The 18,338-nt window shown below is 58.6% G+C and carries 16 protein-coding genes, 4 tRNA genes and 1 riboswitch; of the genes, 17 read left to right on the top strand and 3 right to left on the bottom strand.

The features are described 5' to 3' along the window. Positions 1 to 117 precede the first annotated feature (117 nt). The 7 genes from AB4N74_RS16540 (at position 118) to astE (ending at position 7,973) form a co-directional block, all read left to right on the top strand. Entirely contained in the window at positions 118 to 1,338 is a 1,221-nt protein-coding gene (locus AB4N74_RS16540; RefSeq protein ID WP_008077923.1) for an aspartate aminotransferase family protein, read from the top strand. A 215-nt stretch (positions 1,339 to 1,553) separates the two neighbouring features. Beyond that, positions 1,554 to 2,573 (top strand): arginine/ornithine succinyltransferase subunit alpha, encoded by a 1,020-nt coding sequence (gene aruF, locus AB4N74_RS16535; protein ID WP_007951057.1) that lies wholly within the window; start codon positions 1,554 to 1,556, stop codon positions 2,571 to 2,573. Positions 2,574 to 2,624: 51 nt separating this feature from the next. Next, positions 2,625 to 3,650, top strand: coding sequence for an arginine N-succinyltransferase (astA, locus tag AB4N74_RS16530; RefSeq protein WP_460096657.1), 1,026 nt, complete (start codon positions 2,625 to 2,627; stop codon positions 3,648 to 3,650). Further along, positions 3,647 to 5,116, top strand: a complete 1,470-nt coding sequence (gene astD, locus AB4N74_RS16525; protein WP_460101161.1) for a succinylglutamate-semialdehyde dehydrogenase — start codon at positions 3,647 to 3,649, stop codon at positions 5,114 to 5,116. Before astA ends, astD begins: the two co-directional genes overlap by 4 nt. A gap of 139 nt (positions 5,117 to 5,255) precedes the next feature. Then, a complete protein-coding gene (astB, locus tag AB4N74_RS16520; RefSeq protein ID WP_257355933.1) occupies positions 5,256 to 6,602 on the top strand; it encodes an N-succinylarginine dihydrolase in 1,347 nt (448 codons plus the stop codon). Between the two features lie 57 nt (positions 6,603 to 6,659). After that, positions 6,660 to 6,950 carry a hypothetical protein gene (locus AB4N74_RS16515; RefSeq protein WP_016983958.1) on the top strand — a complete coding sequence of 97 codons (291 nt, stop codon included), beginning with the start codon at positions 6,660 to 6,662 and terminating at the stop codon, positions 6,948 to 6,950. Positions 6,951 to 6,962: 12 nt separating this feature from the next. Continuing rightward, positions 6,963 to 7,973 (top strand): succinylglutamate desuccinylase, encoded by a 1,011-nt coding sequence (gene astE, locus AB4N74_RS16510; protein ID WP_093430392.1) that lies wholly within the window; start codon positions 6,963 to 6,965, stop codon positions 7,971 to 7,973. Positions 7,974 to 8,124: 151 nt separating this feature from the next. On the opposite strand, the gene AB4N74_RS16505 is transcribed toward astE, so the two are convergent. Further along, the gene (locus AB4N74_RS16505) at positions 8,125 to 8,634 is read right to left on the bottom strand and encodes a 6,7-dimethyl-8-ribityllumazine synthase (protein ID WP_186625027.1); all 510 of its coding nucleotides are present in this window, start codon (positions 8,632 to 8,634) and stop codon (positions 8,125 to 8,127) included. A gap of 101 nt (positions 8,635 to 8,735) precedes the next feature. After that, positions 8,736 to 8,907: riboswitch (FMN riboswitch) on the bottom strand. A gap of 198 nt (positions 8,908 to 9,105) precedes the next feature. Here AB4N74_RS16505 and ltaE point away from each other — a divergent pair. The 8 genes from ltaE (at position 9,106) to AB4N74_RS16465 (ending at position 15,216) form a co-directional block, all read left to right on the top strand. Further along, complete coding sequence (ltaE, locus tag AB4N74_RS16500; RefSeq protein ID WP_257355932.1) at positions 9,106 to 10,110, top strand: low-specificity L-threonine aldolase; 1,005 nt, start codon at positions 9,106 to 9,108, stop codon at positions 10,108 to 10,110. Positions 10,111 to 10,256: 146 nt separating this feature from the next. Next, the gene (gene alaS, locus AB4N74_RS16495; protein ID WP_460096654.1) at positions 10,257 to 12,875 is read left to right on the top strand and encodes an alanine--tRNA ligase; all 2,619 of its coding nucleotides are present in this window, start codon (positions 10,257 to 10,259) and stop codon (positions 12,873 to 12,875) included. Positions 12,876 to 12,965: 90 nt separating this feature from the next. Continuing rightward, positions 12,966 to 14,207 carry an aspartate kinase gene (locus tag AB4N74_RS16490; RefSeq protein WP_007919332.1) on the top strand — a complete coding sequence of 414 codons (1,242 nt, stop codon included), beginning with the start codon at positions 12,966 to 12,968 and terminating at the stop codon, positions 14,205 to 14,207. Positions 14,208 to 14,394: 187 nt separating this feature from the next. Next, positions 14,395 to 14,583 carry a carbon storage regulator CsrA gene (gene csrA / locus AB4N74_RS16485; RefSeq protein WP_002554426.1) on the top strand — a complete coding sequence of 63 codons (189 nt, stop codon included), beginning with the start codon at positions 14,395 to 14,397 and terminating at the stop codon, positions 14,581 to 14,583. A 61-nt stretch (positions 14,584 to 14,644) separates the two neighbouring features. Then, a tRNA-Ser gene (locus AB4N74_RS16480) sits at positions 14,645 to 14,735 on the top strand. Positions 14,736 to 14,842: 107 nt separating this feature from the next. Continuing rightward, a tRNA-Arg gene (locus AB4N74_RS16475) sits at positions 14,843 to 14,919 on the top strand. 72 nt (positions 14,920 to 14,991) lie between these two features. Beyond that, a tRNA-Arg gene (locus AB4N74_RS16470) sits at positions 14,992 to 15,068 on the top strand. A gap of 71 nt (positions 15,069 to 15,139) precedes the next feature. Continuing rightward, a tRNA-Arg gene (locus AB4N74_RS16465) sits at positions 15,140 to 15,216 on the top strand. 19 nt (positions 15,217 to 15,235) lie between these two features. Here AB4N74_RS16465 and AB4N74_RS16460 read toward each other — a convergent pair. Continuing rightward, the gene (locus tag AB4N74_RS16460; RefSeq protein WP_460096652.1) at positions 15,236 to 15,754 is read right to left on the bottom strand and encodes a cell envelope protein SmpA; all 519 of its coding nucleotides are present in this window, start codon (positions 15,752 to 15,754) and stop codon (positions 15,236 to 15,238) included. Between the two features lie 321 nt (positions 15,755 to 16,075). On the opposite strand from AB4N74_RS16460, the gene mgtE reads away from it, so the two are divergent. Then, positions 16,076 to 17,518 carry a magnesium transporter gene (gene mgtE, locus AB4N74_RS16455; protein WP_007919330.1) on the top strand — a complete coding sequence of 481 codons (1,443 nt, stop codon included), beginning with the start codon at positions 16,076 to 16,078 and terminating at the stop codon, positions 17,516 to 17,518. Positions 17,519 to 17,633: 115 nt separating this feature from the next. On the opposite strand, the gene AB4N74_RS16450 is transcribed toward mgtE, so the two are convergent. Continuing rightward, a complete protein-coding gene (locus AB4N74_RS16450) occupies positions 17,634 to 17,960 on the bottom strand; it encodes an Arc family DNA-binding protein (protein ID WP_003178899.1) in 327 nt (108 codons plus the stop codon). A gap of 112 nt (positions 17,961 to 18,072) precedes the next feature. Here AB4N74_RS16450 and AB4N74_RS16445 point away from each other — a divergent pair, with 112 nt between their 5' ends. After that, positions 18,073 to 18,228 (top strand): hypothetical protein, encoded by a 156-nt coding sequence (locus AB4N74_RS16445; protein WP_460096650.1) that lies wholly within the window; start codon positions 18,073 to 18,075, stop codon positions 18,226 to 18,228. Positions 18,229 to 18,338 lie beyond the last annotated feature (110 nt).

Genomic DNA, 18,338 nt, shown 5'->3' with positions numbered 1-18,338 from the left:
CCGGGGTTTGCGCTATAAGAAGTTGTCGCTTGGCGACAAGGCCGGGCTGAAAACTGTCCTTACAATCCTCACCAAGCTCGCCAGTTTCAGGCGAGTGTTCCTCTTCAGGAGACTCCGATGTCCGTTGAGCACGCTGCGGTACAACGCGCCGATTTCGACCAGGTAATGGTTCCCAACTACGCGCCTGCCGCTTTCATTCCGGTGCGTGGCGCCGGTTCCCGCGTCTGGGATCAGGCCGGCCGCGAGCTGATCGACTTCGCCGGCGGGATTGCCGTTAACGTATTGGGCCATGCGCACCCGGCGCTGGTCGGTGCACTGACCGAACAGGCGAACAAGCTGTGGCACGTGTCCAACGTGTTCACCAACGAACCAGCCCTGCGCCTGGCGCACAAGCTGATCGATGCCACGTTCGCCGAGCGCGTGTTCTTCTGCAACTCGGGCGCTGAAGCCAACGAGGCCGCGTTCAAGCTGGCCCGTCGCGTTGCGTTCGACCGTTTCGGCACTGAGAAGTACGAAATCATTGCGGCGCTGAACAGCTTCCACGGTCGTACCCTGTTCACCGTCAACGTCGGTGGCCAGTCGAAGTACTCCGACGGTTTCGGCCCGAAAATCACCGGCATCACCCACGTGCCTTACAACGACCTGGCCGCGCTGAAAGCCGCCGTTTCCGACAAGACCTGCGCGGTCGTGCTGGAACCGATCCAGGGCGAGGGCGGCGTACTGCCGGCCGAACTGGCTTACCTGCAAGGTGCCCGCGAACTGTGCGACGCGAACAACGCGCTGCTGGTGTTCGACGAAGTGCAGACCGGCATGGGCCGCAGCGGCAAGCTGTTCGCTTACCAGCATTACGGCGTGACCCCGGACATCCTGACCAGCGCCAAGAGCCTGGGCGGTGGTTTCCCGATCGCGGCGATGCTGACCACCGAAGCGCTGGCCAAACATCTGGTCGTCGGCACTCACGGCACCACCTACGGCGGCAACCCGCTGGCGTGTGCGGTCGCTGAAGCGGTAATCGACGTGATCAACACCCCTGAAGTGCTGAACGGCGTGAACGCCAAGCACGACAAGTTCAAGGCGCGCCTTGAGCAGATCGGCGAGAAATACGGCCTGTTCACTCAGGTGCGTGGTCTCGGTCTGCTGATCGGTTGCGTGCTGAGCGATGCCTGGAAAGGCAAGGCCAAAGACATCTTCAACGCCGCTGAAAAAGAAGGCCTGATGATTCTGCAAGCCGGCCCGGACGTGATCCGTTTCGCCCCGAGCCTGGTGGTGGAAGACGCCGATATCGATGCTGGCCTGGACCGCTTCGAACGCGCTGCTGCTGCACTGACGCAAGCCTGATAGACCCTTCGGCGCCTGGAGTTTTTCAGGCGTCGATCAAAATTTTATGCCGGACCAGATCAACTGTAGGAGTGAGCCTGCTCGCGATTGCGGTATGTCAGTCAATTCATTGGTTTCTGACAGACCGCAATCGCGAGCAGGCTCACTCCTACATTGATCTCCATGTAGGCCCGGTTATTTTTTTCTGTGAATTTATAAGAGAAAGGAGTGACACCATGCTGGTGATGCGCCCCGCGCAAATGGCTGATCTGGGCGAGGTACAGCGTCTGGCTGCGGACAGCCCGATTGGTGTCACTTCCTTGCCGGATGACGTGGAACGTCTGAGCGACAAGATCGCCGCGAGCGAAGCCTCGTTTGCCGCCGAAGTGAGCTTCAATGGCGAGGAGAGCTATTTCTTCGTCCTCGAAGACACCGCCACCGGCAAGCTGGTCGGCTGCTCGGCGATTGTTGCTTCGGCCGGTTACTCGGAGCCGTTCTACAGCTTCCGCAACGAGACCTTCGTCCACGCCTCCCGCGAGCTGAAGATCCACAACAAGATCCACGTGCTTTCGCAGTGCCACGACCTGACTGGCAACAGCTTGCTGACCAGTTTCTACGTGCAGCGCGAGCTGGTCGGTTCGCCGTGGTCCGAGCTCAACTCCCGTGGCCGTCTGCTGTTCGTCGCCAGCCACCCTGAGCGTTTCGCCGATTCGGTGGTGACCGAGATCGTCGGTTACAGCGATGAGAACGGCGACTCGCCATTCTGGGATGCCATCGGTCGCAATTTCTTCGACCTCAATTACGCCGAAGCCGAACGCCTGTGCGGGCTGAAAAGCCGTACGTTCCTCGCCGAGCTGATGCCGCATTACCCGATCTACGTACCGCTGCTGCCGGATTCCGCCCAAGAGGCGATGGGCCAGGTGCACCCGCGTGCGCAGATCACCTTCGACATCCTGATGCGCGAAGGCTTCGAGACCGATCACTACATCGACATTTTCGACGGTGGCCCGACCCTGCATGCACGTGTGTCGGGGATCCGTTCGATCGCTCAGAGCCGCGTGGTGCCGGTGAAGATCGGCGAGCCGGTGAAAGGTGCCGGGCGTCAGTATCTGGTGGCTAACGCGCAGTTGCAGGATTACCGCGCGGTGTTGCTGGAGCTGGATTACGCACCGGGCAAACCGGTGACTCTGGATCTGGAAGCGGCCGAAGCCCTGGGCGTCGGTGAAGGTGCCAGCGTGCGCCTGGTGGCGGTTTAACGCCTTAGCGAGTTTCACGGGTGGCGAAGGCGGCCCGTTTGAGGAGATAGCATGATTGTTCGTCCCGTACGCAGCAGCGATTTATCCGCTCTGATCGACCTGGCCCGCAGCACCGGCACCGGCCTGACCACGTTGCCGGCCAATGAAGAACGTCTGGCCCACCGGGTCGGCTGGGCCGAGAAGACCTTTCGCGGCGAAGCTGGCCGTGGCGACGCGGACTACCTGTTCGTGCTCGAAGACGACGACGGCCGCGTGGTAGGGATTTCCGCCATTGCTGGCGCCGTTGGTCTGCGTGAGCCGTGGTACAACTTCCGTGTCGGTCTGACCGTCAGCGCTTCGCAAGAGCTGAACATCTATCGCGAGATCCCGACGCTGTTTCTGGCCAACGATCTGACCGGCAATTCCGAGCTGTGCTCGCTGTTCCTGCACGCCGATTACCGCAACGGTCTGAACGGTCGCATGCTGTCGAAGGCGCGGATGCTGTTTATCGCGGAATTCCCTGAGCTGTTCGGCAACAAGATCATCGCCGAAATGCGCGGTGTGTCCGATGACGCCGGCCGTTCACCGTTCTGGGAAAGTCTCGGTCGTCACTTCTTCAAGATGGAATTCAGCCAGGCCGATTACCTGACCGGTGTCGGCAACAAGGCGTTCATTGCTGAGCTGATGCCGAAATTCCCGCTGTACACCTGCTTCCTCTCCGAAGGCGCACGTAACGTCATCGGTCAGGTGCACCCGGACACCGAGCCCGCCTTGGTGATGCTCAAGAGCGAAGGTTTCAGCTACCAGGGTTACGTCGACATCTTCGACGCAGGTCCGGCCATCGAATGCGAAACCGGCAAGATCCGCGCAGTGCGTGACAGTGAAGCGCTGGTGCTCGCCGTTGGCACGCCGGGCGAAGACGCCACGCCGTTCATCATCCATAACCGCAAACGCGAAGACTGCCGCATCACCGCTGCGCCGGCGCGTCTGGCTGCCGGCACTCTGGTGGTCGATCCGCAGACCGCCAAACGTCTTCAACTCAACGCTGGCGATCAAGTGCGCGCCGTGGCGTTGTCCGCTGCACGGGAGTCGAAATAATGAATTCGCTATACATCGCAGGAGAGTGGCTGGCCGGCCAGGGCGAAGCCTTTCAATCGCTGAACCCGGTGACCCAGCAAGTGCTGTGGTCGGGGGAGGGTGCCACGGCTGCGCAGGTTGAGTCGGCTGTGCAAGCTGCGCGTCAGGCGTTTCCAGGCTGGGCACGTCGTACGCTGGAAGAGCGCATCACTGTGCTTGAGGCTTTTGCCGCGTCGTTGAAAAACCACGCTGACGAACTGGCTCGCACCATTGGTGAAGAGACCGGCAAACCACTGTGGGAATCGGCGACCGAAGTGACCAGCATGGTCAACAAAATTGCCATCTCGGTGCAGAGCTACCGTGAACGTACCGGCGAGAAGAGCGGCCCGTTGGGCGACGCCACCGCCGTACTGCGCCACAAGCCGCACGGCGTGGTTGCGGTGTTTGGTCCTTACAATTTCCCTGGGCACTTGCCGAACGGCCATATCGTTCCGGCGCTGCTGGCCGGCAACAGCGTATTGTTCAAGCCCAGCGAACTGACCCCGAAAGTCGCCGAGCTGACGGTCAAGTGCTGGATCGAAGCCGGTCTGCCGGCAGGCGTTTTGAACCTGCTGCAAGGTGCGCGCGAAACCGGCATCGCACTGGCGGCGAACCCGGGCATCGACGGTCTGTTCTTCACCGGTTCGAGCCGCACAGGCAACCATCTGCACCAGCAGTTTGCCGGGCGTCCGGACAAGATTCTGGCGCTGGAAATGGGTGGCAATAACCCGCTGTTGGTGGATCAGGTCGCTGATCTGGATGCGGCGGTTTACACGATCATTCAGTCGGCGTTCATCTCTGCCGGTCAGCGTTGCACCTGTGCACGCCGTCTGCTGGTGCCGCAAGGCGCGTGGGGCGACAGTCTGCTCAAGCGTCTGGTGGAAGTCAGTGCGAGCATTGAGGTCGGTGCATTCGATCAGCAACCAGCGCCATTCATGGGCTCGGTGATTTCCCTCGGCGCGGCGAAAGCGCTGATGGATGCTCAAGAACATCTGTTGGCCAACGGCGCCGTGTCACTGCTGGAAATGACTCAGCCGCAGGCCCAGGCCGCGCTGCTGACCCCGGGCATCCTCGATGTCACCGCAGTTGCCGATCGCCCGGACGAAGAGCTGTTCGGCCCGTTGCTGCAAGTAATCCGCTACACCGATTTCGAAGCGGCGATCGCTGAAGCCAACGACACTGCTTACGGCCTGGCCGCAGGTCTGTTGTCGGATTCTGAAGCGCGTTATCAGCAGTTCTGGCTGGAAAGCCGCGCCGGTATCGTCAACTGGAACAAGCAGCTGACCGGCGCTGCGAGCAGCGCGCCGTTTGGTGGTGTCGGCGCTTCGGGCAACCACCGCGCCAGCGCCTATTACGCGGCGGATTACTGCGCGTACCCGGTAGCCTCGCTGGAAACCCCAAGCCTGGTGTTGCCTGCTGCCCTGACGCCTGGCGTGAAAATGGCGTAACGGCCATCGCGAGCAGGCTCACTCCTACAAGAGCGATGAAAATCCCTGTAGGAGTGAGCCTGCTCGCGATAGCCGCGACGCGGTCTGACTGAATTGTTACCTGAAGCCTATAACAACAGATTCTCGTGGAGCCTCGCTGATGAAATCCTATGAAGTCAATTTTGACGGTCTAGTGGGGCCGACCCATAACTACGGTGGTCTGTCCTACGGTAACGTTGCTTCCCAGAGCAACAGCCAGCAGTCTTCGAACCCGAAGGAAGCGGCCTTGCAAGGTCTGGCGAAGATGAAAGCGCTGATGGAAATGGGCTTTCAGCAAGGCGTGCTCGCACCGCAGGAGCGTCCGGACGTGGCCGCTCTGCGCCGTCTGGGCTTCAGCGGTACCGACGCGCAGGTGATCGAGCGCGCCGCCAAAGAGGCGATGCCGCTGCTGGTCGCAAGTTGTTCCGCGTCGAGCATGTGGGTGGCTAACGCCGCGACTGTCAGCCCGAGTGCCGACACCGCAGACGGTCGGGTGCATTTCACCGCAGCCAACCTCAACTGCAAATACCACCGCAGCATCGAGCACCCGACCACCAGCCGCGTGCTCGGCGCGATGTTCGCCAATCAGCAGCACTTCGCCCATCACGCCGCGTTGCCGGCAGTGGCGCAGTTCGGCGACGAAGGTGCGGCCAACCACACACGTTTCTGCCGCGAATATGGCGAAGCGGGCGTCGAGTTTTTCGTATTCGGTCGCAGTGCCTTCGACAATCGCTACCCGGCGCCGCAGAAATATCCGGCGCGCCAGACCCTCGAAGCCTCGCAAGCCGTTGCGCGTCTGCACGGTCTGCGTGACGAAGGCGTGGTTTACGCGCAGCAGAACCCGAACGTGATCGATCAAGGCGTGTTCCACAACGACGTGATCGCCGTCGGTAACGGTGAAGTGCTGTTCTATCACGAGGACGCGTTCCTCGAGACCGATCAGATGCTGGCCGAACTGCAAAGCAAGCTCGCCAAAGTCGGCGGCAACTTCCAGTCCGTGTGTGTGCCGCGTTCGGCAGTCACCGTGGATGATGCGGTGCGTTCCTACCTGTTCAACAGCCAGTTGCTCTCGCGTCCTGACGGTTCGATGCTGCTGATCGTGCCGCAAGAGTGCCAGGCCAACGAGCGCGTCTGGACTTACCTGCAAGAGCTGACCAGCTCCGGCGGCCTGATCCGCGAAGTGAAAGTCTTCGATCTCAAGCAAAGCATGCAGAACGGTGGTGGCCCGGCGTGCCTGCGACTGCGCGTCGCGCTTAACGAAACCGAACTGGCGGCGGTCAACCCAGGGGTTATCATGACGCCACCGTTGTACGGTTCGTTGACCGCATGGGTTGAAAAGCACTACCGCGACCGCCTGAGCGAAACCGATCTGGCGGATCCGCAATTGCTGCTTGAATGCCGGACGGCACTGGATGAACTGACGCAAATCCTTAAACTGGGCGCGGTTTATCCATTCCAGATCAATTGATGGCCGGCGCGTCGCCTGAACGCGGCGCGCGGCTTGTCTCACCAAGAGAGTAAAAAAATGAGCGATTCCCTGCAGTTGATCCTTGAAGACACCGACGGCACGCAACTGCAAACCTCGTGCACCCGCGTCGCGGTCATGTGGCAAGGCAAAGAGCTGTGGATCCAGCAGGACGGCCGTGGCCAACTGCTGATCGGCGTGGACGTTGAAGAAGGTGACGCCGAGTACGCCAACCTGCTGCTGCGCCCATTGGCGACTAATCTGGTAAGTCTGCAACTGGAAATGGAACCGGCTGACGTCGGCGACGACGAAGACCACGTGCACGGCCCGGATTGCAACCACGATCACTAAGGAAACCGCTCTATGCTCGCCCTCGGCAAACTGCTTGAACTGACCCTCGCCGGCCGTGAACCGGCGGAGAAGACTCAACTGACTGTCGAAGGCGTGCGTATGCGCTGGTTGAGCGAAGGTGCGCTGGAAGTGCGGCCACCCGAAGCACGCGACAATGGCCTGGACCTGCTGCTGTCGGCAGGTATTCACGGCAACGAAACAGCGCCGATCGAGTTGCTTGACCGGCTGCTGCACGACATCGCCCGCGGCGATCTGAAGCCGCGCGCACGCATTCTGTTCCTGTTCGGCAACCCGGAAGCGATTCGCAAGGGCGAGCGTTTCGTCGAGCAGGACGTCAATCGGCTGTTCAACGGCCGTCATGAACAAAGCAGTGGCAGCGAAGCGCTGCGTGCCTGTGAGCTGGAACGTCTGGCGGCGAGTTTCTTCAGCCTGCCGGATCGCCAGCGTCTGCACTATGACCTGCACACGGCGATTCGCGGTTCGAAGATCGAGCAGTTCGCGCTGTATCCGTGGAAGGAAGGTCGTCAGCATTCGCGTCTGGAGCTGGCACGTCTGCGCGCTGCCGGAATGGAAGCGGTGCTGTTGCAGAACAAACCGTCGATCGTCTTCAGCTCGTACACCTACGACAAGCTCGGTGCCGAGGCTTTCACGCTGGAACTGGGCAAGGCGCGGCCGTTCGGGCAGAACGACGGGGTCAATGTGTCGCTGCTGGAAACCCGTCTGCAGCAGATCATTGAAGGCAACGAGCCGGAGATGGCGGAGCAGGGGTTGGACGGTTTGCAGCTGTTCAGCGTCGCCCGGGAAATCATCAAGCACAGCGATGCATTCCGTCTGAACCTGCCGCAGGACATCGAAAACTTTTCAGAGTTGGAGATGGGCTATGTGTTGGCCGAAGATCTGGCCAATACCCGTTGGGTCATTGAGGAAGAGGGAGCACGTATCATCTTTCCCAATCCCAAGGTCAAGAACGGCTTGCGCGCGGGCATCCTGATCGTCCCGACTACCGACGAAAACCTCGCCTGACAGCGATCTCTAAACCGGCACAAACCAATTTGGGAGCGAGCCTGCTCGCGAAAGCGGTCTATCAGTCAACTTATCATCGACTGGCAGTCCCTCTTCGCGAGCAGGCTCGCTCCCACATTTGATTTGAGTGAGGTCAAAACCTCACCCGGCGTCAGACCGCTACAGCATGCGGCTCGGTGCGGCGCAGTGCGCGAACCTTGCGCAGCGTATCGGCGCAAGTCCGTGCCGCTTCCTGGCCCTTGTGTACAAAGTGCTCAAAGAAGAATTTCTGATGCTCGTCACCGGCATGGAAGTGATGCGGCGTCAGGGATACCGAGAACACCGGCACTTCAGTTTCCAGCTGCACTTGCATCAGGCCGCTGACCACCGACTGAGCGACGAACTCGTGACGGTAGATGCCGCCGTCCACGACCAGGGCTGCGGCGACGATGCCGGCATAACGACCGGTCTTGGCCAGCAACTTGGCGTGCAGAGGCATTTCAAAAGCACCGCCGACTTCGAAGATGTCGATGTCCGATTCCTGATAACCCAAGGCAAGCATTTCGGCGACGAAGCCTTTACGGCTCTGGTCGACGATTTCCTTGTGCCAGCAGGCCTGAATGAACGCGACGCGGTCGCCGTGAGGGTGTTTGCTTTTGCTGTCGATAGCGGTGGGTTGCATGTTCTGACTCCTGTTTGTGTGAAAAACAGGGCGTTATGAATCGAAAGGGATTCAAGGGTGCGCACACGCACAACATCGCGCGGACGGCCCTTTGGCGTTAATCCCGTTCTCTCTTCATCCGGACTATGACCGTCGGCCCCGGAATCACACCGGGTCTGCTGACCTTGCCATCGCGCACAACCGAAGCTGTGTTCGTCGCCAAGCGCTCGCGGGCTATGCGCATTGCGCGCAATTACCGCCGGTGGGGAATTGCACCCCGCCCTGAGAACGTTTTTGCCGCCCTTTCTCGGGCGGCGCAGCGTTTTTAACACAGATTGTGGCTGTGTGCATTGCGCCTTTCTGATGATTGCCATCGAATTTTCTGGCGGTTCGAAACGACTTTTCCTTGCGCAAGGGTTGATTAATCCGAGCGATGACCGCAGTAATTCAACTTCGTAAAGGGATTTCCCCTGCTGATTAGAGGCCAGGTTCATGAGCGTTATCGATCTTCGCAGCGACACCGTCACCCAACCGACTCCCGCCATGCTCGATGCGATGACCGCAGCGGACACCGGTGATGACGTTTACGGCGAAGATCCGACGGTCAATCGTCTCGAGGCCGAACTGGCCAAGCGACTGGGTTTTGCTGCCGCGTTGTTCGTACCGACGGGCACCATGAGCAACCTGCTGGGGTTGATGGCGCACTGTGAGCGCGGCGACGAATACATCGTTGGCCAGCAGGCGCACACCTACAAATACGAGGGCGGTGGCGCGGCGGTGCTGGGCTCGATCCAGCCGCAGCCGCTGGAAGTGCAGGCCGACGGTTCGCTGGATCTGGATCAGGTCGCGGCGGCGATCAAGCCTGACGACTTCCATTTCGCTCGGACTCGTTTGCTTGCGCTGGAAAACACCATGCAGGGCAAAGTGCTGCCGCTGGAGTATCTGGCCCGCGCCCGCTGCTTCACTCAGGACAAAGGCTTGCAGTTGCACCTCGACGGCGCGCGTCTTTACAACGCGGCAGTCAAGCTGGGCGTCGATGCCCGGGAAATCACTCAGTACTTTGATTCGGTGTCAGTGTGCCTGTCCAAAGGCCTTGGCGCGCCGGTGGGCTCAGTGCTGTGTGGCTCTGAGCAGTTGATCGGCAAGGCCCGTCGCTTGCGCAAAATGGTCGGCGGCGGCATGCGTCAGGCTGGGCTGCTGGCAGCGGCGGGGCTGTATGCGCTGGACCACAATGTTGATCGCCTGGCAGACGACCATGCCAACGCACAGTTACTGGCCGAGGGCTTGCGTGAAGCAGGTTTCATCGTAGAACCGGTGCAAACCAACATGGTTTATGTGCAAATGGGTGAAAAAGCTGAAGCGATCAAGGCCTTTTCCGCCGAGCGCGGGATCAAGTTGAGCGCTGCCGCGCGTCTGCGCATGGTCACGCACATGGACGTCAATCGCTCGCAAATCGAGCAAGTGATCGCGACATTCGTCGAGTTTTCGCGCAAGTGACAGCGTTAGCCGTCCAATTGACCGTTTCTATCGTATAAACACGCTGTACCCCGCGCGTAGGGCCGATATAATGCGGCCCTTTGCCGTCGCTTCGTCTGTTGACGTTTCGAACAGGCCTTTGGCCGCAGCCTCCGTGGAAGAACCTAATGAAAAGCGCAGAAATCCGTGAAGCCTTCCTTCGCTTCTTCGAAGAGCAAGGCCACACCCGTGTAGCCTCCAGCTCTTTGATTCCGGGCAACGACCCAACCCTGCTGTTCACTAACGCGGGGATGAACCAGTTCAAGGACTGCTTCCTGGGCCAGGAAAAACGTGCGTACACCCGCGCGACCAGCAGCCAGAAATGCGTGCGTGCCGGTGGCAAGAACAGCGACCTGGAAAACGTCGGTTATACCGCTCGTCACCACACATTCTTCGAAATGCTCGGTAACTTCAGCTTCGGCGACTATTTCAAGCACGACGCGATTACCTTTGCCTGGACTTTCCTGACCGGCGTTCTGAAACTGCCGAAGGAAAAACTCTGGGTCACTGTCTACGCCTCCGACGACGAAGCGTATGACATCTGGACCAAAGAAATCGGTGTGCCGGTCGAGCGCATGATCCGCATCGGCGACAACAAAGGCGCGCCTTACGCCTCCGACAACTTCTGGACCATGGGCGATACCGGCCCGTGCGGCCCATGCACCGAGATTTTCTACGATCACGGCGACCACATCTGGGGCGGCCCACCGGGTTCGCCGGAAGAAGACGGCGACCGTTACATCGAGATCTGGAACAACGTGTTCATGCAGTTCAACCGCACCGCCGATGGCGTGTTGCATCCGTTGCCAGCGCCGTCGGTCGACACCGGCATGGGCCTGGAGCGGATCAGTGCGGTGATGCAGCACGTCAATTCCAACTACGACATTGACCTGTTCAAGAACCTGCTGAAGGCCTCGGCTGAAGCCATCGGTTGCGAAAATGGCGATCAGTCGTCGCTCAAGGTTGTTTCCGACCATATCCGTTCGTGCGGCTTCCTGATTGCTGACGGCGTGCTGCCGTCCAACGAAGGTCGCGGTTATGTGCTGCGCCGGATCATCCGTCGCGCCTGCCGTCACGGTAACAAACTGGGCGCCACCGGCAGCTTCTTCTACAAGATCGTCGCGGCGCTGGTCGCCGAGATGGGCGAAGCGTTCCCGGAACTGAAGAAGCAGCAGAGCAACATCGAACGTGTGCTCAAGGCTGAGGAGGAGCAGTTCTCCAAAACGCTGGAGCACGGCCTGAAGATCCTCGAGCAGGATCTGCTGGAACTCAAAGGCACCGTGGTGCCGGGCGACGTGGTGTTCAAACTCTACGACACCTACGGTTTCCCGATGGACCTGACCGCCGACATCGCCCGTGAGCGCAGCCTGACTGTCGACGAAGCCGGTTTCGAGCGTGAGATGGAAGCCCAGCGTGTTCGTGCGCGTTCGGCCAGCTCGTTCGGTCTGGATTACAACACCCTGGTCAAGGTTGATGTCGCCACCGAGTTTACCGGCTACAAAGACACCAGCGGTTCGGCAAAAATTGTCGCTATCTATAAAGATGGCCAGTCGGTCGACGTCTTGAATGAAGGCGAAGAGGCGGTGATCGTTCTGAATCAGACGCCGTTCTACGCTGAATCCGGCGGCCAGATCGGCGACTGCGGTTTCCTGCAGGCAGGTAACGCGCGTTTCGACGTACGTGACACCACCAAGACCGGCGGCGCATTCCTGCACCACGGCGTGCTGGATTCGGGCAGCCTGATCATTGGCGCTCCGGTGGAAACTCACGTCGACGCCGAAGTGCGTCACGCCACTTCGCTGAACCACTCGGCCACGCACTTGCTGCACGCTGCATTGCGTCAGGTCTTGGGCGAGCACGTTCAGCAGAAAGGTTCGTTGGTGGATAGCCAGCGTCTGCGTTTCGACTTCAGTCACTTTGAAGCAATCAAGCCGGAACAGATCAAAGCGCTGGAAGATATCGTCAACGCGGAGATTCGCAAGAACTCCGCGGTTGAAACCGAAGAAACCGACATCGAAACCGCGAAGAACAAAGGCGCCATGGCGCTGTTCGGCGAGAAGTATGGCGACAACGTGCGCGTGCTGAGCATGGGCGGCGATTTCTCCGTCGAGCTGTGCGGCGGTATCCACGCCAACCGTACCGGCGACATTGGCCTGCTGAAAATCATCAGCGAAGGCGGTGTGGCTTCGGGTGTGCGTCGTATCGAGGCAGTCACTGGTGCTGCGGCACTGGCCTACTTGAACGCGGCAGAAGAACAACTCAAGGAAGCGGCCAGCCTGGTCAAGGGCAGCCGCGACAACCTGATCGACAAGCTGTCGGCTGTGCTGGAGCGCAACCGCCAACTGGAGAAGCAGCTGGAGCAGTTGCAGGCCAAGGCTGCCAGCGCCGCGGGCGACGATCTGTCGAACTCGGCAGTGGACGTCAAGGATGTGAAGGTTCTGGCCGCACGTCTGGATGGTCAGGACGCCAAGGCGCTGCTGGCGCTGGTTGATCAGCTGAAAAACAAACTCGGCCGCGCAGTGATCCTGCTCGGCAGTGTCCATGAGGAAAAGGTCGTACTGGTTGCAGGCGTAACCAAGGACCTGACTGGCCAACTCAAAGCCGGTGATTTGATGAAGCAGGCTGCTGCGGCAGTGGGCGGGAAGGGCGGTGGTCGTCCGGACATGGCGCAGGGCGGCGGTATCGACGCCGGCGCACTGGATGGCGCACTGGCGCTGACCGTTCCATTCGTCGAGCAGGGTTTATAAGGCAGTCCGCCCGGCCCGCAGTCTAGTGGCGGGCCCGGCGGCTGTTCGAGTGATTATTGGGCGCCCTTCATGGGCAGAGGCGGCTTTGAAATGGCTTTGATCGTACAGAAATTTGGAGGCACCTCGGTCGGTACTGTCGAGAGAATCGAGCAGGTCGCCGACAAGGTTAAGAAATTCCGCGATGCCGGCGATGACCTGGTGGTTGTGCTGTCTGCAATGAGCGGCGAAACCAACCGTCTGATCGATCTGGCCAAACAAATCAGTGGCGACACTCAACCGGTTCCGCGTGAACTGGATGTGATCGTTTCCACTGGTGAGCAGGTGACGATTGCCCTGTTGGCCATGGCGCTGATCAAGCGCGGCGTGCCGGCAGTGTCGTACACCGGTAATCAGGTGCGGATCCTGACCGACAGTGCGCACAATAAAGCGCGTATCTTGCAGATTGATGACCAGAAGATTCGCGGTGATCTGAAAGCAGGTCGCGTGGTGGTTGTCGCCGGTTTCCAGGGCGTCGACGAACACGGCAACATCACCACCCTCGGTCGTGGCGGTTCCGACACTACCGGCGTGGCACTGGCTGCCGCGTTGAAGGCTGACGAGTGCCAGATCTACACCGACGTTGATGGTGTCTACACCACCGACCCGCGCGTTGTGCCGGTCGCTCAGCGTCTGGACAAGATTACCTTTGAAGAGATGCTGGAAATGGCCAGCCTCGGTTCTAAGGTGTTGCAGATCCGTGCGGTGGAATTCGCCGGCAAGTACAACGTTCCGCTGCGCGTACTGCACAGCTTCAAGGAGGGTCCGGGCACCCTCATTACTATTGATGAAGAGGAAACCATGGAACAGCCGATCATTTCCGGCATCGCTTTCAACCGCGATGAAGCCAAGCTGACCATCCGTGGCGTGCCAGACACCCCGGGCGTGGCGTTCAAGATTCTCGGCCCGATCAGTGCCGCGAACATCGAAGTCGACATGATCGTGCAGAACGTTGCGCACGATAACACCACCGACTTCACTTTCACCGTGCACCGCAACGACTACCAGGCCGCACAGACCGTGCTGGAAAACACCGCTCGCGAGATCGGTGCCCGTGAAGTGGTTGGCGACACCAAGATTGCCAAGGTCTCGATCGTCGGCGTCGGCATGCGTTCCCACGCAGGCGTGGCCAGCCGCATGTTCGAATCCCTGGCGAAAGAAAGCATCAACATCCAGATGATCTCGACCTCGGAAATCAAGGTTTCCGTGGTGATTGAAGAGAAGTACCTGGAACTGGCCGTGCGCGCCCTGCACACGGCTTTCGAACTGGATGCTCCGGCCCGTCAGGGCGAGTAATTCCGTTTCTTGAAGGGCGCGGTCTGACCGCGCCCTTTATTTTTTGAATGGCGCGAGCCCTGAACTGTTCTTTTGCTCGCGCTGGTCAATACTCAGGCATGTAGGGCTACGATCGCTCCGGTTGTAGGTCGGGTGCCTTTTTTTTGCAGACTGTTGTCCCTGAACTGAATTGCGTAAGGAGAAAGGTATGCTGATTCTGACTCGTCGGTGCGCAGAAAGCCTGATTATCGGTGATGGCGAAATCACCGTGACCGTGCTCGGCGTTAAAGGAAACCAGGTGCGTATTGGCGTCAACGCCCCGAAAGAGGTTGCCGTGCACCGTGAGGAAATTTACCTGCGTATAAAGAAAGAGAAGGACGAAGAACCAAGCCATTAATTTTTATCGGTTTTATGTTTGCAAACGGGGAAAAGGTTGGTTAAGATACGCCCCGTGTTGCGGAGAGCTGGCCGAGTGGCCGAAGGCGCTCCCCTGCTAAGGGAGTACACCTCAAAAGGGTGTCGGGGGTTCGAATCCCCCGTTCTCCGCCATTATTTGCTTAGTACGTTGTAATCTGGCTTTTTCTGTAAGTTGTTGAAATTAATAGAAAAAGTGGTTGGAATAGAGATTAGACGGGCTATAATGCGGCGCAACAAATGCACTCGTAGCTCAGCTGGATAGAGTACTCGGCTACGAACCGAGCGGTCACAGGTTCGAATCCTGTCGAGTGCACCATTTAAGAGTCAGTTACAGCAATGTAAGTGACTCGGCTTCAACCAGGTGTGATCTGGTCTAACAAACACAAATGCACTCGTAGCTCAGCTGGATAGAGTACTCGGCTACGAACCGAGCGGTCACAGGTTCGAATCCTGTCGAGTGCACCATTTAAGAGTTAGTTGCAGCAATGTGAATAACTTGGTTTCAGCCAGTTGTGGTCTGGTCTAAAAACACAAATGCACTCGTAGCTCAGCTGGATAGAGTACTCGGCTACGAACCGAGCGGTCACAGGTTCGAATCCTGTCGAGTGCACCATATACCAAAAAGCCCGCGTTTAACGCGGGCTTTTTGCTGTCCGGGATTTGGCTTTTGCTTTCACGCATCCTCGTTCGTCAAAATCAATTTGAGCCGAACGTCCTCGCTTGAGGTCGTATCGATAGCTCGTCGTCGATGTTCGGATATTTACCTTGTCCGGTTTACCTAGCGCGCTCTCGACATCTTGTTGGCTCATGCCGGCAATGACACGGCGATTGATGATCGCTTCGCGACGTTGCCTGGCGTCGATCAGGTTTCCGCATCTGTCTTCAGCGTGACCAACAATCCCCAGTGCTCGAGTTTTTGTTGTCATCCCGGATATTTCTTCATGGTTGTGTTCCGGCATCACCGCCACGACTGATCCGGGGGAATAGGGGTGGACTTCCTGTGCTGAGCGCTGCTCGCCGTGCGCACAGCTCATCGAGGTGAAGGTGATGCTGCCATCATCGGCTTCGCAACGATGGAGGGTAAGGGCGGCCCCGGTGGGCGGCAGGCAGAGCAGACAGGTGAGCACAAGGTGGGATGGTTTCAATGGCATTCGGCGTCCTCCATGACGATCTACGCTCAAGAGTAGTCGCTACATTTTTCAGTGCCGGTGTGTTTTCTTTTCAGGATGAGTCGTCGCATTTGCAGGGATCAGGACAGTGCTCAGGTTTGTTTCGCAAGCGCTTGTTTCGACCGCGATTTTTTAACGTTTTAAACCGTCAGGCGGTGTATCATTGCGCCCGTCAGCCCCGCCGGGGCTTATGGAAAACCTCCATGGACTTACCCAGTAGTTACTCAGTAAATAGTTTCACCAATCATGAATTGACTGATTGATCCTTCCGGCGTGCCCCGCTGCTGGGAGTGGAGTTCGCCTATGTCTGAAATCGAAGTAAAGAAAACGCAAGAAAGCCTGCAGGATCGCCTGGCTCAGGTCGTCGAACTGCTGCAGCGTCAACGGGTCGTTGAAGACCTGACTCATCGCCAGGAAGGCGCGCATCACGATCGCGTCGAAAATCTGGTTCACCGGCAAAATCTCGTCGAGCTGCAACGCAAGCTCGATGATCTGCACTCCGCCGACGTCGCCTATATCCTTGAAGCCTTGCCGCTGGACGACCGTCTGACGCTTTGGCAATTGGTCAAGGCTGATCGCGACGGCGACATTCTTCTCGAAGTATCCGACTCCGTTCGTGAAACGCTGATCGCCGACATGGACGATCACGAGCTCTTGGCTGCGGCCAAGGACATGGACGCCGACGAACTTGCTGACCTGGCTTCCGAGCTGCCGCGAGACGTCGTCCATGAGCTGATGGAGAGTCTGGATAACCAGCAACGTGAACGCGTACGGTCGGCCCTGTCTTACGACGAGGAGCAGGTTGGTGCGCTGATGGACTTCGAGATGGTGACTATCCGTGAGGATGTCAGTCTCGAAGTCGTTCTGCGCTATCTGCGTCGCCTTAAAGAGCTTCCGGGCCATACCGATAAACTGTTCGTGGTCGATTACGACGGTGTGCTCAAAGGTGTGCTGCCGATCAAGCGCCTTTTGGTTAATGATCCTGACAAACAAGTAGCCGAGGTGATGGCCAGCGACCCGGTGAGTTTTCACCCGGACGAAGATGCCTACGACGCCGCGCAGGCGTTCGAGCGTTACGACTTGATCTCGGCTCCGGTCGTCGACAAGAACGGCAAGTTGATCGGTCGTCTGACCATCGACGAAATGGTCGACCTGATTCGTGAAGAAAGCGAGAACGAAGTCCTCAACATGGCGGGTCTGCGTGAGGAGGAAGACATCTTCGCGTCGGTCTGGAAGTCGCTTCGTAACCGTTGGGCATGGCTGGCGATCAACTTGATCACTGCGTTTGTTGCGTCGCGGGTGATCGGTCTGTTCGAGGGCTCGATCGAGAAACTGGTGGCGCTCGCTGCACTGATGCCGATCGTGGCGGGCATTGGCGGCAATTCCGGTAACCAGACGATCACCATGATCGTTCGCGCCATGGCGCTCGATCAGGTAAGCACCGGCAATACTTCGCGCCTGATGCGCAAGGAATTGGCCGTAGGCTTGATCAATGGCCTTGTCTGGGGCGGTGTGATTGGTGTCGTTGCTTATCTTCTTTACGGAAGTTGGTCGTTGGGTGTGGTGATGACCGCGGCAATGACACTCAACCTGTTGCTGGCTGCATTGATGGGGGTACTTATCCCTATGACCTTGGCGAAGATGGGGCGAGACCCTGCGATGGGGGCTAGCGTGATGATTACTGCGATGACCGACAGCGGAGGTTTCTTCATCTTCCTCGGGCTGGCGACAATATTCCTGCTCTGATCAGCTACAGCGAAACAGCCCGCCTATCTGGCGGGCTTTTTTTTTGCCTGGGAAAACTCAAAATCCGCGCAAAAAAAAGCCAGCAATTATGCTGGCTTGAGATGTTCGTTATGGCTCAGGACGCGTCTGCTGCCATTTCGGCGTCATGGGCAATCAAGGACACCAAGGCGTTCTGCTGACGGTGAGACAGCTGGCGGAAACGTTGCAACAGCTCGCGCTCGTGCAACGACAGCTCCGGGCTGTCCAGGCGCATGCTCAGCTCTTCGCCCAGTGCACCTTCCTGAATAAGACTCTGCTCAAGGCGCGCAATGATCTCGGAGTTCATGCTGCGATGATGATTGCGAGCCACCTCGGCAATGCGTTCACGCATTCCGTCTGGCAGACGTACGACGAACTTGTCAGCCGTACGGCTGGAATAAATTGCCTGTTTCAATGGGCGCATATATTTAACCGGTTAGTTCAGGGGAGCGGTTCTCGGGATTGGCCGCAGGATGTGTGGTAGGACAAGCATCCGCGCCAAATGGTTCAACCTGAATTGTTAAGAGGCCCGCATCATGCCTCAAAATTGCCAGATCATTGGCGTCAATTCTGTGACAAATATTGAGCTGGGTAAAGGCGTAATGCCAGCACCAATTATCAGAAATGCGGACTGGTTAGAAATCTTCACCTCTGTCCGCATCCTTGCCCGCTTCCTGCTGCACATCAATTGATGTCCGAGGGCATCAGAACGTGCATGCTATGCGGGTTCTGCATCCTTGTTCCTTACCTGTACAGGATAGTGGCAAATTGCCGATTTACTAGTGGCATACACCTGCTGGAG

Source organism: Pseudomonas sp. H3_C08 (assembly GCF_054669455.1).
Note: the sequence above shows the minus strand (reverse complement) of the source record. Positions and strands in the feature narration are given on the sequence as shown.